Here is a 15787-nt window from a genome sequence, read left to right on the forward strand (position 1 = left end):
GCTCAGCCCGTCACCGCAACGGCGTCGCGCGCGAACAGGCCTGCACCCGAACCGATCTCGTAGTCACCCTGTTCGGCGATGCGGGCGAAGACATGGCGCAGATGCTGGTGGTAGCGGGTCAACACCTCTTGCGCGTACGGGGTGTCGGGGGTCTGGGTACCCACGTACATGGCGCGGGCGTCGCGGTTGATCCACATCGATGCGTTGGAGGTGAACCCGTCACCGGAGAACTGGAAAGAGTTGTCGAACTCTTCGCGACCCGCGCCGGGAAACCGGCGAAAGTCGATGTAGGACAACACATGCGGCACCTTGATCATGCCCTGGTATTCACCGGTCGACTCGATCACCGCCTGCGCGATCGCGTTCACCGGGGCCCGCGAGATGGTGCGGCCACGGGCGTAGGCCGCGTGCGCACGCTTGGCCAGCTCGGTGAAGGTGGCGGTGCCGGCCACCTCGAACGCCACCGGCGCGAACCGACAGAACCAACCCTGCGACAGTCCCTGTCGTCGTAGGTTTCTGGCGTTGAGCATGGTGAGCCCGAAGTACTTCTCCACGCCCTCGAACTCGTAGTCGGTGATGGCCACCGCCGCGAACAGGCCACCGACGATCCCGCCGGTGGGCGTGGTGATCTCCTCGAACCGATCGGCGGCGTCAGCGTCGAGCAGATAGAACGCATGCCCCTTCATCGGCGCCTGCTCGCCGTCGGCGAGCCCCAGATCGATGGGACACGTGGGCATCGCGTTGCCGTTGTCACGGAAGATCTCCAACGCGTCCTGGATCTCGGGAGAGTCCCTGGTGAACTCGGCCCCCTCGGCGCGATCTTGAGCCGCGAAATCCAGGAAGCTGCCGAACTTCATCCGGTTCACCCGGTGCAACTCTTCGCCGAGGACCTGTTCGCGGTAGTAGTCCATGATCTCCGAGATCGCGAAGCCCTGGGAGATGCCGTCGTTGACGCTGTGGTCGGTGGCGGTGAACAGCGCGAAACCCCGGGGCCGTCGCACCACCCCGAAGACCACCCCGGGTGACCCGAGGGCCAGCGCCTCGACGCTGAACAGGTTGCGGGCGTAGTCGTACATCTCGCCCGACCAGCGGCCGCGATCGTCGCTCCCGTTGAGCTGCACCTGGACCTCGGGCAGCACGTCGCCGACGACCACCGGCTCGAAGGCCACGTCCTCGGGTGCCACCACGTGGGTACGGATCTGTCCGTCGACCATCTCGAACCAGGCGCGCAGGGCCTCGTGACGACGAACGAAACGTTCGTAAGACCGGGCCAACGCATCCACGTCGTCGAGGTTGATCGTCTCCACCTCGGCGTAGCTGCCGCAGTACGACTGGTGCTGCAAGCCGGCCGCGGCCGCCATCGTCACCCCATGGAAATGCGTCTCCTGCAGGAACGACACCGGCCCCTCGCGCAGCGGGGCGGCTGCGATGGCGGCCAGATAGCTTGCGGTGGGCCGAAACTCGATGAGTTCACCTGGCTGCGGGCGGAAACAAGCCTGCTCGACGATCATCATCGGCGTGCACCTCCTTCGGCCAGGGCACCGACGCGATCGCGCACCACGGCCGACCGCACCGCCCCAGCTTGCCTGTCACCGGCTGCGCGGGCAATGTGCGCAGCGGTGGCGCGCGGGCCGACGGCCGGAGCGAGATCGACCGCGTCCAGTGTGGCCAGGGCGGTCAGGATCCGGTTGAAGGTGGACAAGAACAACTCCACGGCCGCCGCGCGCGCGGGATGCGCAGGGTATCGAGCCGACACCGACAGGCCGTGCGGGGTGCGCCCGAACCACAGGTACACCTCGTCAGCCGAGGTGGCGGCACCGCGCAGCAGTCGCGCGTTCCAGTCGGGCCACTGCGTGGACTCCTCGATGTGGCGACCCTCCAGGAACGACACCGCAAATCGCGGTGCGGGCGCGCCGTCGAGGTAGCGGGCCACGCAGGGGAACGGCTGGTTGGCGATGCTCTTGCCGTTGAGGCATGCGGTGGCCGCCGCTGTGAGCACCTGGGCCACTGAATCCGAGCGTGAGGTGTCGATCGACACCGGCGCGATCCCCACGAACCAGCCCACCGAGTTCGCATATTGCAGCTCGTGGCGGGTGTGCATGGGCATGACGAACCGGAAGGCGGGGTCGCCGGTGAGGTAGCGCGAGGTGAGCGCAAGCGCCCCGATGATCGCGGTCTGCAGCCCGCGGCCCGAGGCCGTACGAGCGAAGTCGGAGATGGTGGTGCACTCGTCGCGGCTGAGCAACCAGTACGCCTGACCGGTCTGGCCGATCCCCGCATCAGGCAGCGCGGCCTCATGCGACCACATCGGGAACGCCGGCATGGTTCCGCCGGAGTCCGCGATGAACTCGCGCCACATGGCCACCGTCACGTCGTCGGCGACGATCGCATCGCCCAGCGCCCGCTCGTGGGTACTGAACTCCACGTGACTACCGGTTGGCGCCAAACCTGTTGGCTCACCGGTCATCTGCTCCCGATAAAAGTGCTCGATCTCGCCGATCGACAGGGCCATGGAGTACGCGTCCATCACCGAGTGATCGGCCCCGAACACCACGGTGAAGCGCTCGGCACCTGCTGCGGGCTCGATGGTGGCGATCAGGCAGTGCGGCCAGTGCTGTGGCGTGAGCGCGGTCTCGAACAGAGTCGACAGGTAGCTCTGGGCCGCCGGACCGGTGTCGACGTGATCGACGACCGATGGCACACAGGTGAACGGGGCGACCAGCGACCGTCGGCTGAACTCCACCGTGCCATCGGCGCCGGGGCGCGCGGCGACCGTGCAGCGCAACACCTCGTGACGCTGAATCCAGGCGGTCAGGGCCCGGTTGAGAGCCACCGGGTCGAAGCAGAAGGGCACCTCGAACGCGGCGCCGAGCCAGGACCCGTTGGAGTGGCTGTACTGCTCGTGCAGGTGGGTCAGCGGGCGGTCGTCGTCACGCCATGCCGCGCCGGAGCCCACCTCGGCGGTGGGCGTCCAGACGGTCAGTTCACCGTCGGGCAGGCGGTGTTGCGACAGTTCGGTGAAAATCATGCGGACCCCTCCAAATCCGACACGCTTGGTCCCCGTACTACGAAGACGGCAAGCACGTCTGCACGTGTGCTCTTCTGGCGGCACCACAGCACCGCTGGCCGAACCGGAAGTCCCCCGCGAACCTCGAGCCCCGACGTGCATTCAGTGGTGGAGATCTCGTCTTCACCACGACTCCATAACCTGAGTTATGAAAGTAACAAATACACCGAAGCTCCTGTAGTTATACCAAGCGAGCCGTGACATCTCCTCACGTAGTGACGATGTTCACCGCAAAGATGTTCGTCTCCTGGGTACGCCCGCGGAGCAGCAGTGCGCCGTCGGGCGTCCAGTTCGCCCGCTCCGAGCGCGCCGCGGTGATGGCCGCGCCGGAGGCCAGCGGACGTCGCGGATCACGCTTGGCCACCTCGCTGAGGCGAGCCGACTCGTTGACCGCATCGCCGATGACGGTGTACTCGAAACGCTCGATGGCTCCCACGTATCCGGCCACCACCCGCCCGAAACTCACCCCGATCCCGGCGCTGAGCTCGGGGACCTCGGCGGTGAGCCGGGTCGAGGTGGTACGGGCGGCCGCCAGTGCGGCCCCGGCCGGATCGTCGATCTCGGTGGGCGCACCGAACACCGCCAGCACTGCATCACCCTCGAACTTGTTGACCAGACCGCGGTTTCGTTCCACCTCGCCGACGATCACCGCGAAGAACCGGTTGAGGATGCCCACCACCTCCGACGGCGAGCGCGTGGCGGCCAGGGTGGTCGATCCGATGACGTCGACGAACATCACCGCCACCGTGCGCTCGGCGCCGCCGAGTTCGGGGTCAGCGTCCTCGGCTGCCTCGGCGACCTCGCGGCCCACATGACGTCCGAACAGGTCGCGCAACCGTTCCCGCTCCTGCAGGCCGGCAACCATCGCATTGAACCCGGCTTGCAGCTCCCCGAGTTCGGTGTCGTCGTAGATCACCAACGCCACATCGTCGAGCCGGCCTTCGCGAACCTGCGCCATGCCCGAACGGACCGCACGGATGGGGTGCAGCAGATGGCTGGTGTTGAGCACCGTCAGCAGCAACCCGGTCAGCAGCGAGATCCCCACCAGCACGGTCACCCCGATGAACACGTCGGTCTTGGTGGTCTGCGACCGGGCCAACGAGAAGATGACCACCAGGAAGATCCCGACCACCGGGATGCCCGAGCCCACCATCCACGACACCAACGCCCGCGTACGCAGCGCACTGCGGCGCCGACGTCGCGTCATCGTGGCGTTGATGACCTGGGCTGCGATGGGCCGCAACGCGAACTCCACCAGCAGATAGGAGGTGGCACACACCACGGTGCCGCTGAACATCACCACGAAGAAGATCTTCGGGATCAGCTCCGGGTCGGTCACCCCATAGCTGGTGGTGAACAACGCAACGCCACCGATCCAGAACATCGCCTGCAGCGCAGTGAATTTCAGCGGCATCCAGCGGATACTGCGCGCCTGCTTGGCGGTGGGCTCGCGCCGCGCGATGGCCCACCTCAGCTGTCGCAGCCCCAACGAGGTCCCGATCACCACCCCGATCAGCAGTGACGCCCCGATGTAGACGGGGACGGCGACGTAGTTGATCCACCAGAACTCTCGGCCGAACACACTCGGCTGCGGGATGCCCACGGTGGTCAACACCACCGAGACGATCGCGCCGATGGCATTGGGCACCACGATCGATGCGGTCAACAGGATCTGCACCCGGATGCGGGTGACGCGGGGGCTGTCGGTGACCGATCCGAGCAGCACCGATCCGAAGTCGGCACTGCGGCGTAGCAGACCCATCGCGACCCTGTCGTGGCGGCGTCGTCCCGATCCCGGCGTCAGAGGATCGGGTGGCGGACGATGGTCTGATCGCGTCCGGGACCCACCCCGACACACGAGATACGGGCTCCGGCAAGCTCTTCTAGGCGTAGCACGTAATCCTGCGCGGTGGCCGGCAGTTCGGCGAAGGTACGGGCACCAGAGATGTCCTCCCACCAGCCGGGCATCTCTTCGTAGATGGGCTTGGCGTGGTGGAACCCGGTCTGCGTCATAGGCATGTCGTCGACCCGCTCACCGTCGACCTCGTAGGCCACACAGATGGGCACGGTGTCCAAGCTGGACAGCACGTCGAGTTTGGTCAGGAAGTAGTCGGTGATTCCGTTGACACGCGTCGCGTATCGGGCGATGACTGCGTCGAACCAGCCGCAACGCCGAGCCCGACCGGTGGTCACACCCACCTCCCCACCGGTCTTGGCCAGGTAGGCGCCCCATTCGTCGAACAGCTCGGTCGGGAACGGTCCCGACCCCACCCGCGTGGTGTAGCACTTGAGGATGCCGAGCACCGTGGTGATGCGCGTCGGCCCGATCCCCGAGCCGACCGCCGCCCCTCCGGCAGTCGGATTCGACGACGTCACATAGGGATACGTGCCGTGGTCGACGTCGAGCAGAGTGCCCTGGGACCCTTCGAGCAGTACCGTCTCGTCACGTTCGAGAGCCTGGTTGAGCAGCAGTCGCGTGTCGGCGATGCGGTGGGTGAAACCCTCGGCCTGCGCGAGCACCTCCTCGACCACCTGCTGGGGGTCAAGCGCGCGACGGTTGTAGATCTTGGTCAGCACCTGGTTTTTGATCTCCAGGGCCGCCTCGACCTTCTGGGTGAGGATCTTCTCGTCCAGCACGTCGGCCACCCGTACGCCCACGCGCGCGATCTTGTCCTGGTAGCAGGGGCCGATACCGCGGCCGGTGGTGCCGATCTTGTTGTTGCCCAAGAAGCGCTCGGTCACCTTGTCGATGGCCACGTGGTACGGCATCAACAGGTGCGCGTCGGCGGAGATCATCAGGCGGCTGGTGTCCACACCACGCTCCTCGAGCCCCCCGAGCTCGGCGAGCATCACGCCCGGATCGACCACCACGCCGTTTCCGATGACGTTGTTGACCCCCGGGGTGAGAATCCCCGAGGGGATGAGGTGCAGGGCGAACGTGTCGCCGTTGGGGAGCACGACGGTGTGCCCGGCGTTGTTGCCGCCCTGGTAGCGCACCACCCACTGCAGCTTCTCGCCGAGCAGGTCGGTGGCCTTCCCTTTACCTTCGTCGCCCCACTGGGCACCGATCAGTACGATCGCAGGCATCTGGCACGCGCTCCTTCCGGCCGGGAACACCCGAACCGTGGGACAACCCTACTGGCTCAACCCGTCAGATACCCCCAGGCGCCGAGAAGCGGCGCGAACTGGGGCCGTGCGGCCACCGGAAGACGATCGAGGCGAACATGACGGTGAGTGTGATCTGTTCGACCGATGTGGATCTGCCCGCGGAGTTCTCCGACCGGGCGGTCACGCGCGCGGCGAACACACGCGACTCCATGCGCGCGGCCGTGGCCAAAGCAGTCGCGGGTTCTGACGTGACGCGACTGGTGGTGCTGGCGCCTGCCGAGGGCTCCGATGCGTTCTGCGCCGCCGTGGCGAGTCGGCTGCTGGTGGCCGAGCGCCTCGATGTCGAACTCGCCTATGTGGCGCCGAAGGCCACGGCAGGCACCGCCGTGTGGGGACTCCCGCACGGCCACGACGCGATCACGTTGGCCGGCAACGGAACCGCGCAGGAACTGCCGTTGATCCGCGACGATGCCGCGGTGGTCATCATCGGCAGCGCTCGCCATAGCGGAGTCGACGGCGAACTGACCGGGGAATCGATCGTCGACAACGAGCGACTGTTCCTGGGTACCTCTCGCCGCGACGTGCTGATCCGGCCCACCCGACACCAGCCGGGGGTGCAGGGCGCCCTGGCGCGCCGTTGGCGTTCGCCCCGATGGGTGTCGGGGCGGGCGGTGCAGACCGGGGGTGTCGACATCGTCGTCGAACGCGACGGTGTCCGCGCGCCCCGGCCGGTGAAGCGATCGACCATCTACTGCCACCACGAACCCTGGAAGCTGGTCTGCCCATGAGCACCACCACCGAGATCATCCGTGCGGTTCGACCCGGCCCGGTGTTCCTCGGTCTGGTGGCCGGTGCCACCCTCGGCGGTTTCCTGCTCTACGACTCGACCCCCGGGCGCAGCCTGGTGTCGATCAGCGGCACTCTGTTGTTGGTGGTGGGCGGCTGGATGATCTCGTTGGCGCTGCACGAGTTCGGGCACGCGGTCACCGCGTTCTCGTTCGGCGACAAGAACGTCGAGTTGCGCGGCTACCTCACCCTCAACCCGCTGCGCTACACCCATCCGGGGCTGTCGATCGCGCTGCCGGTGGTGATGATCCTGTTGGGCGGCATCGGGTTTCCCGGTGGGGCGGTCTATGTCAACCAGCACGGGTTCACCCGCGCGCAGCGCACCATCGTGTCGTTGGCCGGTCCGCTGGCCAACATCGCCATCGGTGCGGCCATCCTCGCGTTCATCCCCACCAGCTACACCCCGACCAACCTCAACCTGTACTCGGCGCTGGGAATGCTTGCGCTGCTACAGATCACGGCGGCGTTGCTCAACCTGCTCCCGATCCCCGGCTTCGACGGCTACCACGCCATCGAGCCGTACCTGTCCGACCAGACCCGCCGGAACCTGGCGCCGATCGGGCAGTACGGCTACCTGATCGTGTTCGTGATCCTGCTGGTACCGGGGCTCAACCGCATCTTCTTCGACGCGGTCTACTGGCTGTTCGAGCTCAGCGGCGTCGACTCGATCATCGCCTCCTACGGCTACGACCTGCTGGTCTTCTGGCGCTGAGGGCTGCTATCCGCGCAGTCGGCGCACCGACTCGGGGATCTCGGTGCCGGTGGCGGTTATCGGATCGTCGTAAACCATCCGGGTGGGTACCACGCCGGTCCACATCGGCGCGTCGGGGACACCCGGATCTCCGCTGCGCGCCTTGACAATCCAGTTGTCGTCGGTGATGTCGAGGGCCAACGTGACGATGGCGGCGAGATCCTTCGCCGAGTGCGGCGGCATCTCCGCGCTGCGCCCGGGCACCAGCCGGTCGGACAGGATGGTGAGCAGTTCGGCGGCGTCGGTGGTCACCTCGGTCAGCGTGCCGCGCACGGTGGCCGAGCGATAGTTCGCCGAATGGTTGAACAGGGTGTCCGCCAACACCAGACCGTCGAGGATGAAGGCGGACAACACCACCGGGGCTCCGGCGGCCACGTGGCGCAGCGCTCCGGCGCCGGTGGACCCGTGCAGCAGAATGCGGTCGTCGACGCGAGCGAACAGTTGCGGCACCGCCCAGGGCTGCCCGTCGAGCACCGTCGAGAGGGTGGCCACCAGCGCGGTGTCGAGCACCTCGTCCAGCAGCGTGCGGTCACCCTGGCGGTCGCGTTTGCGGGTCAGTTCGGTCAGCGCGGTCGAATCCATGCCGGTCATCATGGCCGGTCGCCGCGGGCGGCCGCCAGCCGATTGTCTCGCCCGCCCTCGAGGGGTGGTGTCACCAGGTCAGTTCTCGTTGGCACCGCTGGTGTGCGCCGACCGACTCCACCTGCACCGTGGCGTGGGACAGCCCGTGGGCGTCGAGAACCGAACGCGCCGCGGCCAATACGTCGTCGTTGGGATGATCGCTGCCCAGATGCACTGTGGCCACGTCCATTCCGGTGGTCAGGGTCCACACGTGCAGATCATGCACGTCGTGCACCTGCGGCAGCGCGGCCAACTCGGCGCGCACCACCTCGACGTCGACGTGGGCCGGCGCCCGCTGGGCCAGGATGCGCAGCGCGTCCAGCGCGAGTCGCACCGCCCGCGGCACCACCCACACCGCGATGAGCACCGCCACCACGATGTCGGCGTACCCCCACCCGGTGGTCATCGCGATGACACCGGCGACGAGGACGCCGACGCTGCTCACCGAGTCGGCCACCACCTCCATGTAGGCCCCGCGCACCGCGATGCTGCCGTGGGCGTCGCCCCGCAGCAGCAGCATCACCGCGATGTTGGCCAGTAACCCCAGCGATGCCACCACGATCAAGGTGAGTCCGGGCACCTGCGGATCGGTGCCGATCCGCGCGATCGCCTCCACCACGATGTATGTCGCGACACCCAGCAGCAGCACCGCGTTGGCCACGGCGGTGAACACCTCGGCGCGATGCCAGCCGAACGTCTTGCCGCCGTCGGTACCACCGTGGCGGGCCAACAGCAGGGCGCCGAGTCCCATCCCCATGGCGATGACGTCGGTGAGCATGTGGCCGGCATCGGCGATGAGCGCCAGCGAGTCGACGACTATGCCCGCGATCAGCTCCACCACGAAGAACCCGCCGATGATGGCCATCCCGATCGCCATCCGCCGCAACCGGCCGGTGGTCACCGGGCCCGCGGCCGGACCGTGCGCGTGGCCATGTGAATGTCCCATCCCGACAAGATATGCGTGGATATGCATATATGACAAGTGATCGGTCCGGACACCACGCCGCTCAGCGCAGGGTGGCCACCGCCGACTCACGCTTGAGCCCGGCCACCATCAGCAGGTCCACCAGCATCGAGCGCAACTGGGCAAGGATCACCGTCTCGGAGAGTTCGCCGCCCGCGGCCAGGTGCGGACCGGCCCGACGGGCGATGGTTCGCAACGCGCGCGCAGCATCGGCCTCGTCGGGCTTCTCACCGGGGTCGGCCAGCAGCATGTTCTGCAACACCTCCAACACGCTCACCAGATCGGCGACCACGTCGACGATCTCGGGTCGAACGGGTTCGTCGTTGGCGATGGCCGCCCGCGCCCGGCGCGCCAGGACCCGCAGGTTGCGCACCGCGTTGTCGATCGGATCGGCGGTGGCCTCCAACCGCGACAACCGGTGCCGAGAGTTCCAGTACAGCGGTGAGATGTGGCTGATCTCCCGGCCGCCCAACATGTCTGCGCGCATCATGTCGATGGCGCCCTGGGTGCCGCGGGCGCGTTGCAACGCCTGCTCCACCTCCGCCACGTCCCGCGTGCGCAAGCCGTGCACCACCGCAGCCACCACCCCGGCCATGGTGGCCATCACCGCAGCGGCATCGCGACGGGCCCGCAGCACCGGGTGGGTGGGGATCACCGCGACGATGAGGATGCCGATCACGCCGCCGGTCAACGCATCCACGGCACGGTCGACACCCCCAGATCCGCCGGGCGGCAACAGCGTTGCCACCAGCACGGCCGAGCTGGCCGCCTGCATCGGGACCAGTGGGCCACCATCGACGGTGACCGCCACGGTCATGGCCAGCGCCACCACCAGGACGATTTGCCATGCCCCGGAACCTATCTGGCTGATCAGCAGGTCACCGACGATGATCCCCAGCGTCACGCCCAACACCAGTTCGAGTGCGCGCCTTGTCCGTTGACCCAGCGACAGCCCGAGGGAGAGGACAGCAGCCACCGGGGCGAAGAAGGGACGCTGGTGGCCGATCACGTGCAGGGCGACCGCCCACGCGACCCCGGCCGCGATGGAGCACTGAGCGATGGGCAACGCCGACAACCACACTCGGCGCACCCGTTCACGCACCGGCGCGGGCCACCGGCGGTAGCGCACCCGCGCAGCCGTGTCGATCCGATCGACGAGGCCGCGCAGCGAGCCGGTCACCTTGCCACCGGCTGTTCTGATCAGGCCAGGCCGAGCTCGGCGGCCGCGGCGGGGTCGCTGTCGTTGAGCAGGTCGAGGCAGCGCACGTACTCGTCGTTCTCGCCGATGGTCTGCGCGGCGCGTGCCAGCACGGCCACACACCGCAGGAAGCCGCGGTTGGGCTCATGGCTCCAGGGCACCGCCCCGAATCCCTTCCACCCGTGTCGACGCAGCTGGTCGAGGCCGCGGTGGTAGCCGGTGCGGGCGTAGGCGTATGCGGTGATGGTGGCGCCCGATTCGAGCGCGTCCTGCGCGAGGTGCGCCCACGCGATGGAGGCGGTGGGGTGCGCAGCGGCCACCGCGGCCGGGTCGGCCCCGTTGAGCAGTTCTGATTCGGCGTCGTCGTCGCCGGTCAGCAGGGTGGGCGGGGGGCCGAGAAGATCTCCGAAGGACGTCACCTGCTTGATTGTGCCCTCGTGGACCCACAGAATCGACCTCCGGGTGGGGGTTGTGGGACCGCCCGTCATGGTCGGCGATCGTTCTCGCGTCCGATTCGCTAGGCTGACCCCGCGCCGTGGTGTCGCCTCGGGGCGACGGCCAGACGGCCCCCATGCGTGGTCACCCCCGATGACACCCTGGACGACGAAGGCGAGGTGTGCGATCCATGTCGCATCCGGACGACACCGGAAATTCTGCAGCAGCCAAAGCGATCTCGGCGCTACGGAAGCTGCGCACACGTGGCCGGCAACCAGCCGCGACTTTTCCGCCTGCGACGTCACCGCGCGTCACCGATGTGACACCAGCGCCGCCTGCGACAGATGAGACCGACACTTCTGAGACCGACACATCGCAGCCTGCCGACGCAGTGGCCGAGGCGCAGACGGAGTCCGGGATCGAACCGACCGCAGCCACCGACTCGCCAGAGTCCGAGCCCGCCGAGAACCCCGAGCCCGAAACCGAGGTTGGCGCCGAGGTCACCGAGGATGCCGGCGTTGTCGCCGAAACCGAGGATGCCGCCGAGGTCACCGAGGATGCCGGCGTTGTCGCCGAAGCCGAGGATGCCGCCGAGGTCACCGAGGATGCCGGCGTTGTCGCCGAAGCCGAGGATGCCGCCGAGGTCACCGAGGATGCCGGCGTTGTCGCCGAAGCCGAGGTCGCAGAAGCCGAGGTCGCCGAAGCCGACGAAACCCCCGAGCCGGACGTGACAGCGGGGCCCGACCTGCCCGAGGACCCCCCACCGCCGGTACCCGAGGCGATCGAACCTGCACCCGCCATCGAGGCGATCGAACCTGAACTCTCGGCCGATGAGCCCTCTGCAGCCGACGAGCCCCCGGTCGACGAGGCCCCGGTCGGCGAGGCCCCGGTCGGCGAGGCCCCGGTCGAGAACCCCCCGGTAGACGAGGCTCCAGCCGAGGACGATCCCCAACCTGCACCGACCGCCGAGCCCGAACCCGCGCTGAGCAAGAAGGCTCTCGCTGCGCAGGCTGCGTTGGCGGCGGCCAACGCCAAGACCGCTGCAGCCACCGCCTCCGCTGAGGCCACGACCACTGGTGCGGCCACCCCTGTTCTCTCCGCGGCCGAGGTCGCGGCTGCCGAGGCACCCACACAGACCATCCCGGCACAGCCGTCCGCACCCACCGACAGCCGTGACGCACGTGCTGCGGGCGCCGACTGGCGGTCGGATTCACCTGCGCCGCAGTACATCCCACCCACCCAGGACCCCGTTGTCGCGCCCCGATCGTCGAAGAAGGTGGCGGTGTGGATCGCCTCGCTGGCGGTGATCGTGGTGGCGGTGGCCGCGGTGATCGGGGCGGTGCTGCTCACCCGCGACGACCCGGCGAAACCGGAGGCCGACGTGGCTGCGGAGACAGCCACCAAGTACACCTCGGCGCTGGCGGCGGGTGATCTGACCACCCTGCGCGCGATCAGCTGCGGTGAGCGAAAGCAGTTCTACGACAGGGTCGATCCGGCAGCATTCAAGCAGCAGTTCGAGACGCAGAAGGCCAACAACGAGTTGGTGGCGGTGCGCGATGTGCGGGCCGCCAAGGTGGTCGATCCAGAGAACGCGGTGGTGGAGGTGCTCGCCTTCGTCACCAAGACCCCGGAGAAGACGGTGCCCGTGGTGCTCAAGCTGCGCAAGGAGAGCAGCGGGTGGAAGGTTTGCAGCGCCGGATGAGGCTCTGACCGGCTACGATTTCGTCGTGACAAGCCATTCGGGCGACCCGGTCGGGGGTCTGCACGCCGATGATGAGCGTGGTCGTGCGCTGCCGCTGTCGGAGCCCGTCACCCGTCGGATGGCCGCACAGCGCAGGCGCCCGGTGGCACCGCAGCACCCCGACAGCATCGTCACCGATCGGCATCGGGTGGCCAGTCCAGCGCGGTCGGTGGCATCGCCGGAGCCGTCCACCTGGCAACGCGTCGCGCCGACGGCGCCGCGCCGACCCACATCACGCCCCGCCCCCCTCCCCGTCGACGACGACGACATCGCGTTCAATCTGGTGGTGCCGCCAGATCTGGTGAAGCGACGCCGCGTCGATCTGTCGGTGATCATCGCCGGAATCGTGATGATGCTGCTCGGACTCGGCGTGGTCGTCGGCCTGCTCATGCTCTGACCCGTCGGTTGGGCGGTAGTTCCCGTCGGTTGGGCAGAAACTCCCGTCGGTTGGGCAGAAACTCCCGTCGATTGGGCGGTAGTTCCCGCAGAAGACCGACGAACCCCGCTCCGAGATTCTCGGAACGGGGCCCGTGTGCACATCAGGGTCGCGAAAAGCTCAGGCGCTAATCGACTTTCCGGCGGACTTCAGGTCGTTGCAGGCCTCCACCACGCGCTCGGCCATACCGGCCTCGGCCTTCTTCAGGTAGCTGCGGGGGTCATAGACCTTCTTGTTGCCCACCTCGCCATCGACCTTCAACACGCCGTCATAGTTGGCGAACATGTGGCCAGCGATGGGGCGGGTGAACGCGTACTGGGTGTCGGTGTCGACGTTCATCTTGATGACGCCGTAGCTCAGCGACTCTTCGATCTCACTCTTCAGCGAGCCCGAACCGCCGTGGAAGACGAAGTCGAACGGCTTGTCGCCGGCGCCCGCGCCCAGAGCCTTGACGGCTACTTCCTGGCCCACCTTGAGCACCTCGGGCTTGAGCTTCACGTTGCCCGGCTTGTACACGCCGTGCACGTTGCCAAAGGTGGCGGCCAGCAGGTAGCGGCTGCCCGAGTCGCTGGCGCCCAGCGCGGCCACGGTCTTCTCGAAATCCTCGGCGCTGGTGAACAGCTTGTCGTTGATCTCGTTCTCCACGCCGTCCTCTTCACCGCCGACCACGCCGATCTCGATCTCGAGAATGATCTTGGCCGCGGCGGCCTTGGCCAGCAGCTCCTTGGCGATCTCGAGGTTCTCCTCGAGCGGGACCGCGCTGCCGTCCCACATGTGTGACTGGAACAGCGGGTCGCGGCCGGCGTCCACCCGCTCCTGGCTGATGGCGATCAGCGGGCGGACGTAGGTGTCGAGCTTGTCCTTGGGGCAATGATCGGTGTGCAAAGCCACGGTGACGCCGTACTTGGCGGCCGCCACGTGGGCGAACTCGGCCAACGCCACCGCCCCGGTCACCATGTCCTTGACACCGAGGCCTGACCCGAATTCGGCACCGCCAGTGGAGAACTGGATGATGCCATCGCTGCCGGCATCAGCGAATCCCTTGAGGGCGGCGTTGATGGTCTCCGACGACGTGCAGTTGATGGCGGGGAATGCGTACCCGCCCTTCTTGGCGGCGTCGAGCATCTTCGCGTACTGCTCGGGCGTGGCGATGGGCATGGGTCGGTCCTCCAACCGGTCGGCGTTTGCGTGGTCTCAGTATGTCAAGTGCGCTGCGGGCCGGGGACAGCAGTCGCAAAGCGGCCGGCGTTGGCGTGATTCCCGCTGAGATCGTCCGACGTCGGGGCCTGCGTGGACATGATGACCACAGAGACCTTCCAGTCGGACGATTTCAGCAGCACCCGGTTCTAGGCGCACCAACCACCGAGCTCGGCGCAGGCGTCGCGCCAGGTGTGTGATCTGTAGGCCGAGCCGTTGTCGGAAAGGACGCGATCGATGGTGACCCGATCGACGTAGCTCAACCGGTTGATCCGGCAGCGGGTGCGTACCGCGTGCACCGTGGAGGCCGACTGCCCGGTCTGTCCTGCGAGCTTCATGAGGCGATGGAACCGATCTGCCATCGCTGACGTCTGAGAAGTAATGCGTTGGTAATCTTCGCGGCTATTTGTCTGGATCAAAGGGGGTCATGTCTGATTTCAAGGTCGATCTCGACATGTTGCACAGCATGGGCAAGCGGTACAGCCAGACCGCCGAGTCGCTCGCGGCCATCGCCGACGCCGGCACCCGGTTCGGTGAGATGGCGCAGGCCTGTCGGATGGCGGCACTGTTCTACGACGTCACCGAACAGGCCACCGTCGACTCGTTGACGGCGGATGGCGGAACCGACACGTCGAGGCGGTCTGCCCGTCCTGCCACGACATCCTGCATCTGCCCATCGCGCCCACCATTGATGAATTGATGTTCTCCGGACGTCCCGCCTGTCCCGAATGCGAATCACAACAGACGCACGTCCTGCTGCGCGGGTTCCCTCCCGGCCCGCCGCCACCAGGCACCACGTTGCGCGGTTGCACCATCATCATCGTCGACGGCTCGGCGCTCACCCAGTGGGAATGCGGTGTCTGCGGATCAGAATGGTGACCAGACAACGGGCACTCGTCGTGGGAGCATGCTCGCTCTAAACGGACAATTCGAGCAGTCGATTATTATCGAAAAAAGACGACCTATCCGAAGTAATCTCGTTCATGGCCGCCTTCACCAGCGTCATGATCGCTCTCAGGGCAAGTCCGGGAGCCCAAGCAGGACCCGGTGGACCCGCCGTCATGAGATTCGACATGACCTCTCCCGAGGTTGTCGAGATCAATGAACTCGCCGTATCCGTCGAGGCTCCAACCATGCCCGAGGCGACGGTGGCGTTCCAGGTGATCGCACCCGACCATCCGCAGTCCGATCGACAGTGCAGGTCAGTCGCTTGCAGGGGCCGTTGGAGCCGCTCCTACCGGGTTCTTCGACGTGGTGCGATGCACAGCCGCGATCGCTAAGTTCATCCTGTCCGACTCGGCGCTACCGGGCCGGCTCGCCAAGGCCGGCGGAATTGCAAAAGTCGCCAAGCGACTGGTCAGTGCAGGCATTGCATCGGAGGTTCGCAAGATTCTGATCGAGATCTTCAGAATTGCGACCGGCA

The 15787-nt window shown here is 67.2% G+C and carries 15 protein-coding genes; 5 read left to right on the top strand and 10 right to left on the bottom strand.

What is annotated here, in order from left to right; all coding sequences use genetic code 11:
* Nucleotides 1–2: 2 nt before the first annotated feature.
* The 4 genes from KIK15_RS05285 to KIK15_RS05300 all read right to left on the bottom strand — a co-directional run bounded on the left by KIK15_RS05285 (nucleotide 3) and on the right by KIK15_RS05300 (nucleotide 6154).
* A complete protein-coding gene (locus KIK15_RS05285) occupies nucleotides 3–1514 on the bottom strand; it encodes a hypothetical protein (protein ID WP_214243033.1) in 1512 nt (503 codons plus the stop codon).
* Nucleotides 1511–3028: a condensation domain-containing protein gene (locus tag KIK15_RS05290; RefSeq protein WP_214243034.1), complete on the bottom strand. Its 1518-nt coding sequence runs from the start codon at nucleotides 3026–3028 to the stop codon at nucleotides 1511–1513. Before KIK15_RS05290 ends, KIK15_RS05285 begins: the two co-directional genes overlap by 4 nt.
* 247 nt (nucleotides 3029–3275) lie before the next feature.
* Nucleotides 3276–4829 (bottom strand): adenylate/guanylate cyclase domain-containing protein, encoded by a 1554-nt coding sequence (locus KIK15_RS05295; protein ID WP_214243035.1) that lies wholly within the window; start codon nucleotides 4827–4829, stop codon nucleotides 3276–3278.
* A gap of 38 nt (nucleotides 4830–4867) precedes the next feature.
* Complete coding sequence (locus tag KIK15_RS05300) at nucleotides 4868–6154, bottom strand: adenylosuccinate synthase (RefSeq protein WP_214243036.1); 1287 nt, start codon at nucleotides 6152–6154, stop codon at nucleotides 4868–4870.
* A 137-nt stretch (nucleotides 6155–6291) separates the two neighbouring features.
* Between KIK15_RS05300 and KIK15_RS05305 the strand changes: the two genes are divergently transcribed.
* Together KIK15_RS05305 and KIK15_RS05310 are read left to right on the top strand one after the other, a co-directional pair.
* The gene (locus KIK15_RS05305) at nucleotides 6292–6963 is read left to right on the top strand and encodes a hypothetical protein (RefSeq protein ID WP_250323931.1); all 672 of its coding nucleotides are present in this window, start codon (nucleotides 6292–6294) and stop codon (nucleotides 6961–6963) included.
* A complete protein-coding gene (locus KIK15_RS05310) occupies nucleotides 6960–7733 on the top strand; it encodes a site-2 protease family protein (RefSeq protein WP_214243037.1) in 774 nt (257 codons plus the stop codon). Before KIK15_RS05305 ends, KIK15_RS05310 begins: the two co-directional genes overlap by 4 nt.
* A 6-nt stretch (nucleotides 7734–7739) precedes the next feature.
* Here the strand turns inward: KIK15_RS05310 and KIK15_RS05315 are convergent, their stop codons facing one another.
* The 4 genes from KIK15_RS05315 to KIK15_RS05330 all read right to left on the bottom strand — a co-directional run bounded on the left by KIK15_RS05315 (nucleotide 7740) and on the right by KIK15_RS05330 (nucleotide 10974).
* Nucleotides 7740–8363 (bottom strand): pyridoxamine 5'-phosphate oxidase family protein, encoded by a 624-nt coding sequence (locus tag KIK15_RS05315; RefSeq protein ID WP_214243277.1) that lies wholly within the window; start codon nucleotides 8361–8363, stop codon nucleotides 7740–7742.
* Between the two features lie 61 nt (nucleotides 8364–8424).
* Complete coding sequence (locus KIK15_RS05320) at nucleotides 8425–9339, bottom strand: cation diffusion facilitator family transporter (RefSeq protein WP_214243038.1); 915 nt, start codon at nucleotides 9337–9339, stop codon at nucleotides 8425–8427.
* A gap of 61 nt (nucleotides 9340–9400) precedes the next feature.
* A complete protein-coding gene (locus KIK15_RS05325) occupies nucleotides 9401–10537 on the bottom strand; it encodes an FUSC family protein (RefSeq protein ID WP_374222811.1) in 1137 nt (378 codons plus the stop codon).
* Nucleotides 10538–10557: 20 nt separating this feature from the next.
* Nucleotides 10558–10974: a DUF3151 domain-containing protein gene (locus KIK15_RS05330; protein WP_214243039.1), complete on the bottom strand. Its 417-nt coding sequence runs from the start codon at nucleotides 10972–10974 to the stop codon at nucleotides 10558–10560.
* Nucleotides 10975–11180: 206 nt separating this feature from the next.
* Between KIK15_RS05330 and KIK15_RS05335 the strand changes: the two genes are divergently transcribed.
* Complete coding sequence (locus KIK15_RS05335) at nucleotides 11181–12692, top strand: hypothetical protein (protein WP_214243040.1); 1512 nt, start codon at nucleotides 11181–11183, stop codon at nucleotides 12690–12692.
* 25 nt (nucleotides 12693–12717) lie between these two features.
* Nucleotides 12718–13128, top strand: coding sequence for a hypothetical protein (locus KIK15_RS05340; protein WP_214243041.1), 411 nt, complete (start codon nucleotides 12718–12720; stop codon nucleotides 13126–13128).
* A 159-nt stretch (nucleotides 13129–13287) separates the two neighbouring features.
* On the opposite strand, the gene fbaA is transcribed toward KIK15_RS05340, so the two are convergent.
* Both fbaA and KIK15_RS05350 read right to left on the bottom strand, forming a co-directional pair.
* On the bottom strand, nucleotides 13288–14325 hold the full coding sequence (fbaA, locus tag KIK15_RS05345) for a class II fructose-bisphosphate aldolase (protein ID WP_214243042.1): 1038 nt from the start codon (nucleotides 14323–14325) through the stop codon (nucleotides 13288–13290).
* 188 nt (nucleotides 14326–14513) lie between these two features.
* Entirely contained in the window at nucleotides 14514–14702 is a 189-nt protein-coding gene (locus KIK15_RS05350) for a hypothetical protein (RefSeq protein ID WP_214243293.1), read from the bottom strand.
* An 89-nt stretch (nucleotides 14703–14791) separates the two neighbouring features.
* Between KIK15_RS05350 and KIK15_RS05355 the strand changes: the two genes are divergently transcribed.
* The gene (locus tag KIK15_RS05355; protein ID WP_214243043.1) at nucleotides 14792–15064 is read left to right on the top strand and encodes a hypothetical protein; all 273 of its coding nucleotides are present in this window, start codon (nucleotides 14792–14794) and stop codon (nucleotides 15062–15064) included.
* The last annotated feature ends 723 nt before the right edge of the window (nucleotides 15065–15787 follow it).

It is taken from the genome of Williamsia sp. CHRR-6 (genome assembly GCF_018474015.1).
In the GTDB taxonomy this organism is placed as follows: domain Bacteria; phylum Actinomycetota; class Actinomycetes; order Mycobacteriales; family Mycobacteriaceae; genus Williamsia_A.

Excerpts from the sequence above, each read along its gene's own strand:
- KIK15_RS05285 (WP_214243033.1), bottom strand. The coding sequence starts at position 1,514 with ATGATGATCGTCGAGCAGGCTTGTTTCCGCCCGCAGCCAGGTGAACTC.
- KIK15_RS05290 (WP_214243034.1), bottom strand. The coding sequence starts at position 3,028 with ATGATTTTCACCGAACTGTCGCAACACCGCCTGCCCGACGGTGAACTG.
- KIK15_RS05295 (WP_214243035.1), bottom strand. The coding sequence starts at position 4,829 with ATGGGTCTGCTACGCCGCAGTGCCGACTTCGGATCGGTGCTGCTCGGA.
- KIK15_RS05300 (WP_214243036.1), bottom strand. The coding sequence starts at position 6,154 with ATGCCTGCGATCGTACTGATCGGTGCCCAGTGGGGCGACGAAGGTAAA.
- KIK15_RS05305 (WP_250323931.1), top strand. The coding sequence starts at position 6,292 with ATGACGGTGAGTGTGATCTGTTCGACCGATGTGGATCTGCCCGCGGAG.
- KIK15_RS05310 (WP_214243037.1), top strand. The coding sequence starts at position 6,960 with ATGAGCACCACCACCGAGATCATCCGTGCGGTTCGACCCGGCCCGGTG.
- KIK15_RS05315 (WP_214243277.1), bottom strand. The coding sequence starts at position 8,363 with ATGACCGGCATGGATTCGACCGCGCTGACCGAACTGACCCGCAAACGC.
- KIK15_RS05320 (WP_214243038.1), bottom strand. The coding sequence starts at position 9,339 with ATGGGACATTCACATGGCCACGCGCACGGTCCGGCCGCGGGCCCGGTG.
- KIK15_RS05335 (WP_214243040.1), top strand. The coding sequence starts at position 11,181 with ATGTCGCATCCGGACGACACCGGAAATTCTGCAGCAGCCAAAGCGATC.
- fbaA (WP_214243042.1), bottom strand. The coding sequence starts at position 14,325 with ATGCCCATCGCCACGCCCGAGCAGTACGCGAAGATGCTCGACGCCGCC.
- KIK15_RS05350 (WP_214243293.1), bottom strand. The coding sequence starts at position 14,702 with ATGAAGCTCGCAGGACAGACCGGGCAGTCGGCCTCCACGGTGCACGCG.
- KIK15_RS05355 (WP_214243043.1), top strand. The coding sequence starts at position 14,792 with ATGTCTGATTTCAAGGTCGATCTCGACATGTTGCACAGCATGGGCAAG.